Annotated in this window: 15 protein-coding genes and 1 pseudogene; 9 read left to right on the top strand and 7 right to left on the bottom strand. The window is 68.0% G+C overall.

Annotated elements, in window-relative coordinates; translation table 11 throughout:
- A pseudogene (locus OSB52_RS24140) lies at positions 1-396 on the top strand (ABC transporter permease); the annotation flags it as partial.
- A 29-nt stretch (positions 397-425) separates the two neighbouring features.
- On the opposite strand, the gene OSB52_RS24135 reads toward OSB52_RS24140, so the two are convergent.
- Together OSB52_RS24135 and OSB52_RS24130 are read right to left on the bottom strand one after the other, a co-directional pair.
- Entirely contained in the window at positions 426-1,478 is a 1,053-nt protein-coding gene (locus OSB52_RS24135; RefSeq protein ID WP_266063860.1) for a PHP domain-containing protein, read from the bottom strand.
- On the bottom strand, positions 1,475-1,660 hold the full coding sequence (locus OSB52_RS24130) for a hypothetical protein (protein WP_266063859.1): 186 nt from the start codon (positions 1,658-1,660) through the stop codon (positions 1,475-1,477). Before OSB52_RS24130 ends, OSB52_RS24135 begins: the two co-directional genes overlap by 4 nt.
- A gap of 34 nt (positions 1,661-1,694) precedes the next feature.
- On the opposite strand from OSB52_RS24130, the gene OSB52_RS24125 reads away from it, so the two are divergent.
- The gene (locus tag OSB52_RS24125; protein ID WP_266063858.1) at positions 1,695-2,399 is read left to right on the top strand and encodes a guanylate cyclase; all 705 of its coding nucleotides are present in this window, start codon (positions 1,695-1,697) and stop codon (positions 2,397-2,399) included.
- 43 nt (positions 2,400-2,442) lie between these two features.
- Here OSB52_RS24125 and OSB52_RS24120 read toward each other — a convergent pair whose 3' ends face one another.
- Positions 2,443-3,411 (bottom strand): oxygenase MpaB family protein, encoded by a 969-nt coding sequence (locus tag OSB52_RS24120; protein WP_266063864.1) that lies wholly within the window; start codon positions 3,409-3,411, stop codon positions 2,443-2,445.
- A 233-nt stretch (positions 3,412-3,644) separates the two neighbouring features.
- Here OSB52_RS24120 and OSB52_RS24115 point away from each other — a divergent pair, with 233 nt between their 5' ends.
- Both OSB52_RS24115 and OSB52_RS24110 read left to right on the top strand, forming a co-directional pair.
- Positions 3,645-4,241 carry a TetR/AcrR family transcriptional regulator gene (locus tag OSB52_RS24115; protein ID WP_235726277.1) on the top strand — a complete coding sequence of 199 codons (597 nt, stop codon included), beginning with the start codon at positions 3,645-3,647 and terminating at the stop codon, positions 4,239-4,241.
- A 129-nt stretch (positions 4,242-4,370) separates the two neighbouring features.
- Complete coding sequence (locus OSB52_RS24110) at positions 4,371-5,795, top strand: S1C family serine protease (RefSeq protein ID WP_372512471.1); 1,425 nt, start codon at positions 4,371-4,373, stop codon at positions 5,793-5,795.
- A 99-nt stretch (positions 5,796-5,894) separates the two neighbouring features.
- Here the strand turns inward: OSB52_RS24110 and OSB52_RS24105 are convergent, their stop codons facing one another.
- Both OSB52_RS24105 and OSB52_RS24100 read right to left on the bottom strand, forming a co-directional pair.
- Positions 5,895-6,866 carry an isopenicillin N synthase family dioxygenase gene (locus OSB52_RS24105; RefSeq protein WP_266063857.1) on the bottom strand — a complete coding sequence of 324 codons (972 nt, stop codon included), beginning with the start codon at positions 6,864-6,866 and terminating at the stop codon, positions 5,895-5,897.
- Positions 6,863-7,372, bottom strand: a complete 510-nt coding sequence (locus OSB52_RS24100) for a nucleoside deaminase (RefSeq protein WP_266063856.1) — start codon at positions 7,370-7,372, stop codon at positions 6,863-6,865. Before OSB52_RS24100 ends, OSB52_RS24105 begins: the two co-directional genes overlap by 4 nt.
- 90 nt (positions 7,373-7,462) lie before the next feature.
- Here OSB52_RS24100 and OSB52_RS24095 point away from each other — a divergent pair, with 90 nt between their 5' ends.
- Complete coding sequence (locus tag OSB52_RS24095) at positions 7,463-9,001, top strand: PucR family transcriptional regulator (protein ID WP_266063861.1); 1,539 nt, start codon at positions 7,463-7,465, stop codon at positions 8,999-9,001.
- A 23-nt stretch (positions 9,002-9,024) separates the two neighbouring features.
- Here the strand turns inward: OSB52_RS24095 and OSB52_RS24090 are convergent, their stop codons facing one another.
- Together OSB52_RS24090 and cynS are read right to left on the bottom strand one after the other, a co-directional pair.
- Positions 9,025-10,446: a purine-cytosine permease family protein gene (locus OSB52_RS24090; RefSeq protein ID WP_266063855.1), complete on the bottom strand. Its 1,422-nt coding sequence runs from the start codon at positions 10,444-10,446 to the stop codon at positions 9,025-9,027.
- A gap of 105 nt (positions 10,447-10,551) precedes the next feature.
- A complete protein-coding gene (gene cynS, locus OSB52_RS24085) occupies positions 10,552-11,004 on the bottom strand; it encodes a cyanase (RefSeq protein ID WP_235726281.1) in 453 nt (150 codons plus the stop codon).
- A 121-nt stretch (positions 11,005-11,125) separates the two neighbouring features.
- Between cynS and OSB52_RS24080 the strand changes: the two genes are divergently transcribed.
- The 4 genes from OSB52_RS24080 (at position 11,126) to OSB52_RS24065 (ending at position 14,760) form a co-directional block, all read left to right on the top strand.
- Complete coding sequence (locus OSB52_RS24080; RefSeq protein WP_266063852.1) at positions 11,126-11,587, top strand: PNPOx family protein; 462 nt, start codon at positions 11,126-11,128, stop codon at positions 11,585-11,587.
- 13 nt (positions 11,588-11,600) lie between these two features.
- The gene (locus tag OSB52_RS24075; protein WP_266063850.1) at positions 11,601-12,977 is read left to right on the top strand and encodes a diacylglycerol/lipid kinase family protein; all 1,377 of its coding nucleotides are present in this window, start codon (positions 11,601-11,603) and stop codon (positions 12,975-12,977) included.
- 83 nt (positions 12,978-13,060) lie between these two features.
- Complete coding sequence (locus tag OSB52_RS24070; protein WP_266063848.1) at positions 13,061-13,414, top strand: Fe-S protein; 354 nt, start codon at positions 13,061-13,063, stop codon at positions 13,412-13,414.
- Between the two features lie 113 nt (positions 13,415-13,527).
- On the top strand, positions 13,528-14,760 hold the full coding sequence (locus tag OSB52_RS24065) for an SAM-dependent methyltransferase (protein WP_266063846.1): 1,233 nt from the start codon (positions 13,528-13,530) through the stop codon (positions 14,758-14,760).
- Positions 14,761-14,843 lie beyond the last annotated feature (83 nt).

The raw sequence follows: 14,843 nt of genomic DNA, 5'->3' as shown, positions 1-14,843 counted from the left end.
TTGGGTGCGCTGGCCAACATCGTCGCCGACATCGCCTACACCGATCCGGCCGGGGCGTGGTCGTTCACCGCCGCCGGACTGCTGAACTCGTTCGTACTCCAGATGTTCGGCCTTCTCCTGGGATTCGGCTTCGCGGCGCTGATCCTGAACACGCCGGGCGCGATCGTCGCCTACTTCGCACTGCCGACCGCGTTGATGCTGCTCACCGAGCTCGTGCCGTGGTTCGGCGACAACGTGGGCCAGTGGCTCGACCCCGGGTCGACCAACGCACCGTTCCAGTCGGGCGACTGGGCCACCGGCGGCGAGTGGGCGCGGCTGATCGTGTCCGCCATGGTGTGGATCGCCATCCCGTTGACGCTAGGAGTGATCCGCGTCCTGCGCTCAGAAGTGAAGTGAGCCGGCCCGGAAGAGCCGTGGTCCGCACCTCAGGTGCGGGCCGCGGCCCACTCGATCACCCGGTCTGCCGGCCAGGTGGTGACGATGCGTTCGGGCTCGATCCCCAGCTGTACCGCACGATGCGCCCCCAGCGCGGTGAAATCGAGTTGACCAGGTGCATGGGCATCGGAGTCGATCGCGAACAGGCAGCCCATGTCTCGCGCGAGTTCGATGAGATCATCGGGTGGATCGACGCGTTCGGGACGTGAGTTGATCTCGACGGCCGTACCGTGCTCGGCGCACGCTGCGAACACCTCTCGCGCGTCGAATGTCGACGGTGGTCGGGCACCCCGGCCGGTCCCGACCCGCCGGCCCGTGCAATGGCCGAGCACATTGCAGCGCGGATCGCTCACCGCGGTCACCAGGCGACGCGTCATCGGTGCCGCGTCCATGCGCAGCTTGGAGTGCACCGATGCCGTGACGATGTCGAGTCGGTCGAGCATCTCGGTGGTCTGATCGAGTGTGCCGTCGTCGAGGATGTCGACCTCGATACCGGCCAGCAGGCGCAGCTCGCTGTCGGACTGGTCGTTGTATGCGTCGATCTCATCGAGTTGGGCACGCAACCGTGCCACGCTGAGTCCGTTGGCGACCGTCAGCCGCGGCGAATGGTCGGTGATCGCCAGCCACTCCAACCCCAGGGTTGCGGCTGCGGAAGCCATCTCGGTCAACGGTGCGCCGCCGTCGCTCCAATCGGTGTGGGTATGCAGGTCGCCGCGCAATCGCGCGTAGAGCGCATGCCCGCCGTCGGCCAACGACGCCGGCGCCGCGTCCTGCAGCCGCCGCATATACTCGGGTAACCCACCGGCCACCGCCTCGGCAATCACCGCCGCCGTCCGCGTACCGATCCCACCGATGTCGGTGAGGGTTCCTGCCGCCGCACGGCGCTGCAGTTCGTCTCGCCCGAGCTCGTGTGCCGCGCGCGCCGCGCGGCGGAATGCCTCCACCCGATAGGTACTCTGCCGGTCCCGTTCGAGCAGCCAGGCGATTCGGCGCAGTGCGGTCACCGGCTCCACCGGGGCGTCGAGTGGCGGCAGACCTCTCACCGTTGGTCGCCGCCGGCATCATCGGCGGGCGCGTGGGCCTGGCCGTGCCGCCGATGCAGGCGTTCGCGAACGTCGTCGGCACTGTAGGCGTTGCGCTGTCGTTGATCCCGGGCCACCACCACTCCACCGGCCGCCACTCCGACCGCACCGGCGAGTCCCAAACACTTCCACGCGTTGCGCATGGCTCGAGGATAGTTGCTGCCCTAGGCTGCTCTCGTGCGCACAGGCGAGGAACTCGGCGGCACCGGCATCGAACTCGAACGGGCTCTGGATGTGACCCGCACCGGCGATATCTGGCTGTTCCGCGGCCGATCCGGGCCGGATCGGGCCATCCGGACCCTCACCAATGCGCCGGTCAATCATGTGGCGATGACCGTCGCGATCGACGATCTGCCCCCGTTGCTGTGGCATGCCGAGCTCGGCGACCGGCTGACCGATGTGTGGACCGGCCGTCACCATCGCGGAGTCCAGCTGCACGATGCGCATGACGCCGTCCGGCAGTGGATGGATCGCTACGACCAGGATTGTTGGCTGCGCCAGCTCAGCCCGGACATCACCCGCGCACAGGAGGACAGCCTGCTCACCACGATCGCCCGCCTGGACGGGACACCCTTCCCGGCGACGGCGCGGCTGGCCGGCCGATGGTTTCGGGGCCGAATGCCCAACAGCGTCGACGTGGTCCGCGGCATCCCGTACCTCGACCGCCGGGCACGTGAGCGCCGGGCACGACGACACGCGCACGACACCGGGCTCGAGTCGGCGTATTGCGCCGAGGTGGTCGCGATCACCTACACCGACATGGGCCTGCTCGACGCCGACAAGGATTCCCGGTGGTTCGATCCGGGCCGATTCTGGAGCGGCGATCAGCTACCGCTGACAGCCGGGTTCGCGCTCGGCGAGGAAATCGCGGTGGCGAAGTAGATCTGCGGGCCGAACGGTCCGACCGACGCAGGCCGTCGCCGCATCAGAGTGCGGCCTCGACCTCCGCGCGGCCGAGTTCCGGGTCGCTGCCGGGTACGTACGTCGACTCGGTGTGCGCCACGGTGACCCCGTCGGCAACCCGTGCCCGCGCCGCGGTGTACTCGGGCAGGTCACCCATGGTCGCCTGCAGACCGTTCAGTGCACTCCACACGACGCTGCGCCGCGCGCGGCGCTCGATGGGGTTGGGCGGTCGGTGCAGCACCAATTGCGCCGCCCACTGCGGCATGGTGTCACGGATCGCCCAGTCCACCGCGGCCTGTGCTTGATTGGTCAGATTCACGCCGGTGGCCACGGCGTTTCCATGGGTGAGCGCCAGCCTCGGTAGGTACTCCTCCAGACAGGCGAGCGTGTCGGCCTTCGTGGTGGGCAGGTCGACGCCACCCAAGGCATGCCCGACGCGGACGAACTCGCCGTAATAGCGGTCGAGTTCGGCGCCCCGCAACGGCCGCGGATGATAGATCTCGTGCGCGGTGGCGATTCCCCACACCACGGTGGCGTAGTTCCACCGCAGCCAGTCCGGATCGTCGGCGTCGTAGGCCAGACCGTCGGGGCGGGTTCCCTTGATCGTGTGGTGCATCGCCCGCACCGTCCGGGCGAGGCGTTCGGCCGTCTCGGTCGACCCGTAGGCGGTGCCGATGAAGAACGCGACCGAATGACCCAGCCGCACTGCCGCTCCGGCGGGATCGATCCGTCCGGTGGGTTCGCCGTCGTCGGCCTTCTGCACGAGGCGCGAATGATGCACTCCCATCCAGAAGATGCTCGGATCGAGGCGCTCGAGATAGGAGGCGCACTGCAAACCGAAGATCAGCGCCGGCGTGTGCTGGTGGACGTACCAGGTGGCACTGTCGGGTCCGAACCACCCCGCATCGCCGTGCGGTTCGTCGAACTGCATGCCGCGAAAGAACTTCGCGCGGACCATCTCGTCGAAGCGGCCGTTGAGCCACAGCCCCATCAGCTGATGCGGCAGCGGGAAGGGCGCCAGATTGGTTAACGACAGCCCTTTCGGGATGGATAGGGCATTCGGGATGGATAGGGCATTCGGGATCGAGGGGGCGGTGAGCGTCGGCGACATCGCACGTCCTTCCGGTAGTCGGCGGTGGACCGTTGCGCTCCACCCTACTTTCTGGTGACAGACGTGACCAGACTTCATTGGGATCAGGATCGGGCGCGACGTAGGCTGATGCGATGTCGACACCAACCCGTTGGGCAGGAGTGCCGCTGACCGACCGCCGGATCGAGCGCCGTGCGTTGTTGATCGACGCGGCCTTCGAGGTGTTCGGCGCCGAGGGCGCCGCCGGACTGTCGGTGCGCTCGGTCTGTCGCGCGTGCGGCCTCAACACCCGCTACTTCTACGAGAGTTTCTCCGACACCGACGAACTACTGGGCGCGGCCTACGACATGATCGCCGGACGGCTCGCCACCCGCGTGGAAGAGGCTATGTCGGCGACTGACACATCGGTACGATCACGCACGGCCGCCGGGATCCGGGCTGTCCTCGGGTTCGGTTCCGACGACCCCCGATGCGGCCGGATCCTGTTCACCGAGGGGCGCGCCCACCCGGTCCTGTCCGCACGGCGCACGGCCACCCAGGACCTGCTCACCGAACTGGTTGTCGCCGAGACGGCGTCGTCGCGCTCGGCGCGCGATCCCCTCAGCCTGCACACCGGTGCCACCATGTTCACCGGGGCGATGGCCGAACTCGCCCAGCAATGGCTGGCGGGCAACCTCGGCGAGGATCTCGACGCCGTCGTGGAGCGGGCGGTGGCATTCGTTCTTCGGTGAGGTCACCCGGCCCGCGCCACACAGCAGCCGAGAATCTCCGATTTACCTGAGATTTCGGCCAGCGAATTGCCAGCGAATCCGCAGCCCGATTCTTGAGATCCTCTCATCCTGGGCAGGCATCGTGGGCTCGTGAACCAAACTCCTCCCGCCGATTCGGGTGACGGACACCGCGAGCACGGCGCTGCCGACTCCGCCCCCGACACCGAACACCTCACCGAGCCGGTGACCACTCCCTTTGCCGCACAACAGCAGCCGTATCCGCCCGGCCAAAACCACCAACCGTGGGCGCACGGCCCGATGACGAGTCCGTACCCGACGAGCCACGGCGCACCGTCACATGTGGCGGGCCACCCCTCAGTCGGCACACCGGATCGTCCCCGCGCCGGCGTCACCAAGCCGATCGTCGTGACCGCACTGCTCGCCGGCCTGCTCGGTGGCGTAGTGGGCGTCGGAGGCAGCGCGCTGCTGAACAACGACGACTCCGGATCGGTGCCGGTGCTCAGTTCTGCGCCGGACACCGCGAACAACGCCGCCGACGTCAAGCCCGGTTCGGTCACCTACGCCGCCCAGATCGCCTCGAAGTCGACTGCCGACATCAAGGTGGCCGGCGCGCAGGGCTCGGCCGTCGGCAGCGGCATCGTGTTGTCCCCCGACGGCTATGTGCTGACCAACAACCACGTGGTCGCCATGGCCGGCAACGGGAGCACGATCCAGGTCACCACCAGCGACGGGAAGACCTACGGGGCCGAGGTGACCGGCACTTCGCCCTCCTACGATCTCGCGGTCATCAAACTCGACGGCGCATCCGGGCTCACACCGGCTGCGCTCGGTGACTCCGACGGGCTGCAGGTCGGCGAGCAGGTCGTCGCCGTCGGCAGTCCGGAGAACCTCTCCAACACGGTCACCTCGGGAATCGTCAGCGCGTTGTCGCGCACGGTGACCGCCGCCGACGAAAGTGGTTCGGGTGTGACCGTGTACAACGGCCTGCAGACCGACACACCGATCAACCCCGGCAATTCCGGTGGGCCACTGGTGAATCTGAAGGGCCAGGTCGTCGGCGTGAACTCAGCGGTCGACACCGGGCAGGCGGCCAGCGGCGGCGTGCAGGCCTACGGCCTCGGTTTCGCAATCCCGGTCAACACCGCCAAGCGGATCGGCAACGAACTGCTCCAGGACGGCCAGGCGACCAAACCCGTACTCGGCGTGTCCGGTTCACTCACCGCGACCGACAGCGCGGCCGAGGGCGCGCAGATCTCGTCGGTGCAGTCCGGTGGTGCGGCCGATCAAGCGGGCATCAAGCAGGGTGACGTCATCACCAAGATCGGCGACACGCCCATCAGCAACTACGCCGACCTGATGGCGCAGATCCTGACTCACACCCCCGGCGAGACCGTCTCGGTCACCGTGGGTTCCGGCAGTGACGCGCGGACCGTGCAGGTGAAACTCGGCAGCGCGGTGGACAAGCAGGAGACCACCATTCCCGAGTCCGGCGGACAGTCGAATCAGCCTCGGATTCCGTTCGGCGGCGGCGGGTTCGGCGGACTCGTGCCCTGATACCCCGGGGAACGGGGCGGCTCCGCCGGTCGGTGACCGGCGGAGCCGTTTGCGCTCACCGGAAAGCCTGTATCCGCAGCTCCCGCTACGACCCGAACGTCACCCCACGGTGATGGCGTCGAGCCGTTCACGGATGAAGTCGCCGGAGACCACCGGCGGTAGTCCGCGACGCCTGCCCAGTGGCGGCGAGATGGGCGTGACCACCGCATCGTGGTTCAGTTCGTAGAAGAAGATCAGCGACACGAGATCCTCGTCAGGCGCGTCGGGATGCGGCGGCAGCACACGATGGCGTCCGGCGGGCCAGCGCCCACCGGACCAGTATTCGAGCAGGTCGCCGATGTTGATGGTGAGCGCCTCGGGATCGAAGGGGGCGTCGGCCCATCCGCCCTCGTCGCTGTACACCTGCAACCCACCGGCGCCGGGTTCGCGATCCAACACGGTCACGGTGCCGAAGTCGGTGTGCGGGCCGATCCGGAACTGCCCCGGCTCCGGCGGTCCCACCACCCTCGCCGCCGGATAGTGGTTGATGTTCGACGTCCACGTGGCATTGCCGGCGAGGCCGTGAAACGGATTGGCGCCCGGACCGAAACCGAGAGCTGCCGCCATCAGGGCGAGCAGGTCGTCGCAGAGTTGCTTGACCTGGCCGGTCCAGTCGGTGAACAAGCCGCGCAGATCCGGCGTCTCGGCCGGCCAGACGTCGGGGGCGAACCAGTAGTCGTCGACCCCGGGTATGCCGACCGGCGTCTGGGCGCCGCAGTTGTAGGTCTCCTTGAGATCCGGCGGTGTGTCGGTGCCCTCGGCGTAGCCGTTGGCCTCCATCCCGGGGCCGATCCAGCCACGCCCGCCCACCGTCACGGCGTACTGTCCTTTGACCTCGGTAGACATGGCGAAGAAGCTGCGAGCGGCCGCCCGCAGCGCAGTGGGCAGAGCGGGATCGATGCCGTGCCCGCGTACCAGCAGAAAGCCCGCCTGCTGCAGCGATTCGTCGACGGCGGCGCACACCCGGTCGGCCGCGGCACCGCCGGCCCGCCAATCATCGAGATCGACGGTGAGGATGGGACCGTCACTCATGCCCGGCCTCCTGCCGACTTCACGATCGGGGTGTCGGCCACGCCGATGTCCTCGTTCCACACCGCGGGGTGGGCGGCGATGAAATCGGTCATCATCGCCACACACCTGCTGTCGTCGACGATGGTCACCGCGACGCCGAGATCCGCCAGCCAGTCCTGTCCACCACTGAACGTCCGGTTCTCGCCGATGATCACGGCGCCGATCCCGAACTGACGGATCAAACCGCTGCAATACCAGCAGGGCGCGAGCGTGGTCACCATCACCGTCGACGAGTAGTCACGTTGTCGCCCCGCCGCCCGAAAGGCGTCGGTCTCGCCGTGCACGGACGGGTCGTCGTGCTGGATCCGTCGATTGCGCCCCTCGCCCAGCAGTGTTCCGTCCGCCCGGAACAGAGCGGCACCGATCGGGATGCCCCCTTCGGCCAAGCCCAGTTGTGCTTGCCGGAAGGCGGTGTCGAGCAGAGCCATCGGATCCAGATCTGAAAACGGGTCGGTGCGGATGTTCATGCTCCGAGCCTGCCGCCGGTTCGGCTCGCAGACAACCGACACTTCGTCGTCCTGCACTGCCGCGGCTACGGGCATATCGTCATTCCGGTGGTGGCTGCCTCTCCGGTGTCGTTGTGTCTGCGAGATGTTCTCGAGCATCATCTCGACGGCGCCGATCCGCATGTTCTGACCGCACACGATCGCCTCGATCGGCCGGTGGCCTGGGTGCATTCCAGTGAGATCTTCGAGATCGGCCCGCTGCTCTCCGGTGGCGAATTGCTGCTCACCACCGGCCTGGGCCTCGCCGGTCTCGACGCCGGCACCCGCAGACACTACGTCCGTGATCTCGCGGAGCGCGGTGTGGCCGGTCTCGCCTTCGAGATCGGGCGTACCTTCGACGCGATCCCCGACCAGATGGTCCGCGAGGGCTCGGCGTGCCGTCTGCCGATCATCGAACTCCGTCGAGTGCAGCCATTCATCGAGGTGTGCCGACGAGCGAACACGGCGATCGTCTCGGCGGAGGTCGACGACCTGCGGTTGCGCACCCGACTCGACGCAGCCCTGCACGCCGAGTTGACCTCATCCGGCGGGGTGGCCGGGATGCTCGGACACCTCGCCGACGCGATCGGCTCCCCCATCGTGTTGATCGGATCGCAGGGGGCACTGCTCGCTGCCCACGGTGTCGACGACGATCGGGCGGCCTGGCGGATCGTCGATGGCGCCCCGGCGTCGGTCACGATCACCGTGCGGGGCCGGGAGATCGGCCGATTGGTGGCCGGTGGCAGCCACAGGTCCGGCAGTCGGGCTGAGGCGCTGCTCGACCTGGCCGCCGGCCCGCTCGCCGCGGCGCTCACACGAGCCGGCACTCGCGGTTCGGCCGTTGGGGCCCGGTTGGTCGAGGAAATCGTCGACGGCCGCCCCATCCGTCGCGCGGACCTGCTGGCTCGTCTGGTCAGTTCCGGTGTGGGTGTTCGGGATTCATCTCTGGTGGTGCCGGTAGCCGCCGAAGCACCCGATCCGCGGATGGCCGAGTCCGCGCTCGCGCGCACTGGTGGCGCGCTGGGTGGCCTGGTGCAGGCGACGGTCGATGCGACGGTGTACGGCCTCATCGTGGTGCCTTCGGCGCCGGACCCGGTGGGCCAGACGGCGCGGGCACTCGAAAAGGCCGGCAGTGCCGCGACACGCTCCACGTTCGTCGTCGGGGAAGCCACCGGCTTCGACGACTCCGCCCCCGGTGCCGGTCTGTCGAACGCGCTGACCGTCTCGCTTCGCCGGTGCGGTGAACGGATCGCCCTGGCGGACACGCTGCGTCGCGACGCTCCCGCCCGACGCGTGTTCACCGGCCGGGAACTACTCGCCGATGCCGCCGCCCATACGATCGGCGCGGAGGTCCGCGCCGAACTCACCGCCCTGCTGGCACCACTGGTGACCCACGACCGACACCACGGCGGGCCACTGGTGACCACCCTGGACACCCATCTGCGCCATGGGTGCAGCGCAACCAGATCCGCGCAGATCTTGCACATCGGGCGGCAGAGTATGTACCAGCGCCTGGACCGCATCCGCGCGGTGTTGGGTTTTGACCCCACCGAACCCGACGTCGCCGCCTCGATGCTGCTGGCGATCGGGGTGCACCGCGCCGACCGGTGACAGCGCCCGAACGATGCGTCTGTTCAGCGGTACATCTGCTGCGATCGGGCGACGCGATCACGGGCGAGGATCAGATAGCCGACGAAGGCCACCACGAATCCGACGAACGCCCCGATGTCACCGAGTTCGGGTACCGCCCGGACCACGAACCCGACGAACTTCTCCTGATTGCAGAACAACAACAGCGACCCGGCCAGGGCGATCACGAACGCCACCACACCACCACGGTTTCGGTAACCCGTGTCGTAGAGCAGCGTCAGCGGCGGTGGGTCGCGACGCAGCAGGCGATCGGCGAAGACCACGCCGAGCCACGGACCGATCCAGTAGGCGACCAGCAACAGGAACGCCTCATAGGATGCGGCGGCGTCGGCCAGCGCCCACCATGCGACGGCGAAGCCGACCACGCCGAAGAACACGGTGACCAACGCCCGCTGCAGGCCCACCGGAAGCGTGAATCCCATCGTCACGAATGCCATGGCGCCCGAGTACACGTTGATGGCATTGGCCGCCACCGCACCGACCGCGATCGCGAGCAGGGTCACATCGGCGATCGCCGACGGCAGGTTCGCGGTGAACGCTTCGGTCGGGTTCTCTGACACCGGATCGCCGATGGTGACCGAGGCGGCGCCCACCACCATCAGGAAGGTGCACGACGCGAACAGTCCGGCCGAGGCGAACAGGCCGGTCTGCACCTTCGACACGGTCGGCGGCAGGTACCGCGTGTAGTCGGCGGCATACGGTGTCCAGCCGGCGGTGTAGCCGAAGGCGGCACCGACGGTGAGCAGGAAGCCACCCAGGGAGAAACCGCCGTCGGCCGCGGGTGCCGCGACATCGGACTTGCTGAAGATGATCACCGCGCCGATCACGAAGACGATCGCCAACACCGGCGCCGCGAGCCGTTCGAAACGCTGCACGAGGTTGTGTCCGAAGAACGCGAAAGCTGTTTGCAGCACCACGATCACGACCAGAGCAGTCAGCGGTGTGAGCCCGAACAGCGTGGACAGTGCGAAGGCGCCGCTGACGCTGTTGGTCGCGAACCAGCCGACACCACACATCACGGCCATGAAGGTGGCCGGCAGGATATTGCCGCGGTAACCGAAGGCCAGTCGCCCCAAAACCATCTGGGGTACGCCGTGCAACGGCCCCTCGGCCGACAGCAGGAAGTGCGCGATGGCGCCGAGCAGGTTGCCCAGCGCCATCGCGGCAACCGCCTGCCAGAACGACAGTCCGAAGTAGAGAACCGAGATGATGCCGACGAAGATCGTCGCGAACTCGAGGTTGGGCGCGGTCCACGTCCAGAACAGTCCGCGGGGCCTGCCGTGTCGGGCCGCCAACGGGATCGGTTCGTTACCGCCGGGCTCGACGGCCAGGACCTTGTCGCGATAGCCGACGTGCAGGGCGGTGGCGTCCGGGTCGGGATGCTCGGTGGGTGCGCCGATGATCATGGCGTAACTCTGCTGCCCGCGACGTCGCCGATTCAACTGACGAACTGTCGACTGCAGCGGCGGTCGCGAAGGACAGATCGCACATCTGCGTGGCCGGCCGCGACGTCACCACCGATAGTCGAGAAACTTCCCGTCGAACGTCACCACGACGCGGTCGCCGTCGGGGTCGGCACGGCGTGCCACGTCGACCTTGAAGTTGATCGCGCTCATGATCCCGTCGCCGAACTCCTCGTGGATGAGTTCCTTGAGCGCCGGGCCATACACGGCCAACGCCTCGTGGAAACGGTAGATCGTCGGGTCCGTGGCGACCGCGTCGTCGGCGATCCGCGTCGGCTGACGGGTGAGACTCTCGGCGACTCCTTCGCCGAGTCCGAGGACCTCGACCACGACAGCTGCTTTCTCCGCCGGCACCGGGTGCTGTCCGAGCAAGGCGGCGACGGTCCACACCAGCGGCGCGTCGATGCGCTCGGCGATCTCGGACCACTTCAGTCCCTGCCGGATTCGGGCGGCGACGATCAGTTCGGCGGCGTCGGACTTGGGCATGATCGGGGCGGTCATCTACTCACTCCTCGGTTCGGGTTCACTGTCTTGTCCACCTTGCGGGGTACCGGCGGCATCCGCCACACGACGCCCCGGCGACCGGCCACCGGCCAACCACCCGGTGGGTACGCTGACTGTCGTGACCAGTCCACCAGGGCCGCAGAAGATGCCGATGCAGAATGTCGCGAACCGCATTGTCCGAGGCCTGCTCGCCACGCCGGGACTGCATCGCGTGGTGAGTGGCCGGTTGATCACCCTGTATCTGGTGGGCCGTAAGTCCGGCCGGCGATACACCCTGCCGGTCGCCTATTCCCGCGTCGATTCGTCATTGCTGATCGGCACCCCGTTCGCCTGGAGCCGAAACCTGCACAGTGGCGGTCGAGTCGAGCTGCGGCTGCAAGGCAGCCGACGGACCGCCGACGTCGAGGCCTTCACCGACGAGGCAGACGTGGTCGCCCACTACGCCACGCTGTGCCGCGACAATCCGCAGTTCGCGAAGTTCAACGAGATCGAGCTCGATGCGCACGGCAACCCCAGCGAGACCGATCTACACACAGCATGGCGGGCGGGAGCCCGCTCGTTCCGCCTCACGCCCCACTGACCGATCGGTGCAGATGGACGAACAACGGAGCCAACGCAGCGACCTCACCCATCGGCCCGATCTCCGACACCGGGCTGCCGCCCTGACCGCACTCATCGGACTGGTCGTGTTCGGGGTGGCATCACTTGCTTTCGTGATCCACAGCGCACCGGCCCTTGTCGCCACCGTCGGCGGTCTCGGACTGGCCGTCGGTGGCGCCTGGTGGGTGGTGACCGAGCGCGACCGGCGGCGGCTGTGGGGTATGGCGGCGATCGTCGCGGGGTTCGTCGTCATGACCTGGGCGATGGCGCATGCGCTCATCGCCGCCGACGCGATGATCCTGCGCCTTCTGGCCGCGGTCGGGGTCCTCGGTGTGGCGGTGGCGAGTGCACGCTTCGCACTGGCCGCCGACCTGCACGCGCTTGACCGTCGTCAGCAATCCCATCGGCCGCAGCGGCCAGTACTCATCTGCAATCCCCGATCCGGCGACGGCAAGGTCGAGAGGTTCGGGCTACGTTCGGCCGCAGCGGAACTCGGTGTCGAAACTGTTGAACTCGAGCCCGGCGACGATCTGGAACAGCTCGCCCACGACGCGGTGGCCGCCGGCGCCGACTGCCTTGGCATGGCCGGCGGTGACGGTTCGCAGGCGATCGTCGCGGCCGTCGCCGTCGAACACGATCTGCCATTCGTCTGTATCAGCGCCGGCACCCGAAATCATTTCGCACTGGACCTGGGTCTGGACCGCGACGACCCGCGCCACACCCTGCGCGCGTTCACAGACGCGGTGGAACGGCGGGTCGACTACGGCACGGTCAACGGCCGCCTGTTCGTCAACAACGTGTCCCTCGGGGTGTATGCGACCATCATCGCCGAGGAGTCCTACCGCGCCGACAAGGCCCAGACCGCTGCGGCGATGCTGCCTGACCTGTTGGGCCCCACCGCCCGTCCGTTCGATCTACAGTTCACTGCCCCGTCCGGACGCGACGTCGACGGTGCTTTCGTGATCCTGGTGTCCAACAATCCCTACGTCGCATCCACGTCGCTGGACGCCGCGACCCGCCGCCGGATGGACACCGGCGCCCTCGGGGTGATCGCGGTGTCCACGTCCACGGCGGCCGAGGCCGCCCGACTGATGACCCGATCGGCTCTGGGCCTCCGCAAGACCAGCCCGTTCTGGCACGAATTCACCGCCGGATCGGTCGAGATCCGGTCGCGCAGCGGTCATGCGGCCGCCGGTATCGACGGCGAGGCCGTCGACCTAACGACCCCGATGACAATTCGATCGCATCCGCGCGGCCTGCGCCTACTGGTACCGGCCGACAACGAGGTCATCGCCGCACGCCGGCAGGCACGCGACGTGAACGTCCGAGCGTTGGTGGACATGGCGGCGGGACGCGTCCCTCGACTCTGACCGGTGCCGCCCCGCCTGCGCAGGTCATGGGCGCTCCCGCAGATCACCGATGTGCCGATGTCCGACTCGGGTACGCTGACGGCGTGGATCTACTACGCAACGTCGTTGTCCTGGTGCACATCGTCGGCTTCGCGATCACCTTCGGTGCCTGGGTCGCCGAGGCGGCGGCGCAACGGTTCCGGTTCACCCGGCCGATGGAGTACGGCCTGCTGCTGTCACTGCTGACCGGTCTGGCACTGGCCGCGCCCTGGCCGGACGGAATCGACCTCAACTACACCAAGATCGGCGTCAAACTGGTCCTCCTGCTCGCGCTGGGCGCTGTACTCGGCATCGGCAGCGTCCGGCAACGTCGAACCGGACAGCCGGTGCCGCGCGCGCTGTTCGTCGCGGCCGGGCTGTTATCGGTGTCCGCGGCCGGCGTCGCCGTCATCTGGTAGGCCATGACCCCAGACGCACCCGGTCACGGCGCCCATCCGCGCACCCGTCGGCACCGAACTCCCGGTAACACCCCGGCCGGAATCGCCGCGGCGGGTGTGTGACAAGGAGGGTCATGACTGTCGCAACCGCGATCGCCGACGTCGTCGAGCGGCACACCAACGGTCCGTTGCCGGTGCATCTCACCGCGTGGGACGGCAGTTCGGCCGGACCCGGCGACGCTCCGCGCGTGGTGATCTACCGACCCGAGGCCCTGCGCCGACTGCTCTGGCATCCCGGCGAACTCGGTGTGGCGCAGGCGTATGTGACCGGTGAGATCGACGTCCGCGACGACCTCGATGCCACCTTGACGCATCTGTGGACGGTGGCCCACGAGCGCGGGCTCAGCTCTCTGCGACTCAGCCCGCGGTCGATCCTCGACGTCATACGACTCGCACGCTCCCTGGGGGTTCTCGGCCTGCCACCGGCAAACCCGAAATCGCAGGCGTCGATCCGCGGACGGCGACATTCGCCCGCGCGAGACCGCGCCGCCATCAGCCATCACTACGATCTGTCCAACGAGTTCTACGCCCTCATCCTCGACGAGCACATGGCGTACTCGAGCGCCTACTGGACATCGAACGAACCCGGCTACGGTCTGGCCGACGCCCAGACCGACAAACTCGACCGGGTCTGCCGCAAGGTCAGACTCGACACACGCCCCGGGATGCGCCTGCTGGACGTCGGTTGCGGCTGGGGATCGCTCAGTCTGCACGCCGCCGAACGGTTCGGTGCGCACGTCGTCGGCGTCACGATCTCGCGCGAGCAAAAGGCCTTCATCGACGCTCGGGTGGCCGCGCGTGGACTGGGCGACCTCGTCGATATCCGGGTCCAGGACTACCGCGCCATCCCCGACCGCGGATTCGATGCGGTCGCCTCGATCGAGATGGGCGAGCACGTGGGTCAACGCAACTACCCTGTCTATGCACAGACCCTGTCCGACAAGGTTGTTCCCGGCGGGCTCGTCTGTATCCAACAGATGTCGCGGCCTGCGGGCAATCACCCGGGCGGCGGCCCGTTCATCGAGGCGTTCATCGCCCCGGACATGTACATGCGCCCGATCGGCCGTACCGTCGATCTCCTCGAGGCGGCCGGCCTCGAGATCCGCGACGTCGAGGCGATGCGCGAACACTACGTCCGGACCGTCGACGCCTGGTACGAGACCTTCGAGAAGAACTGGGCACTCCTCGTCGACCTCGTCGGCGAGGAGATGGCGCGTGTGTGGCGGCTGTACCTGGTCGGCGGACGGATGGCATTCCGTGACGGCCGGATGGGGGTCGACCAGATCACTGCGCAGCGACCCGCCTGACGTCCTGGACGCGGACCGCGCTCCCCCATCGGGATGTGGCGCGTTCTCGCACCTGGACAGCGATGGGGTGAACACCGCACCGC

It is taken from the genome of Gordonia aquimaris (genome assembly GCF_026262595.1).
GTDB classification, from domain to species: Bacteria; Actinomycetota; Actinomycetes; order Mycobacteriales; family Mycobacteriaceae; genus Gordonia; species Gordonia tangerina.
This window is presented reverse-complemented; position numbering and strand designations above follow the sequence as displayed.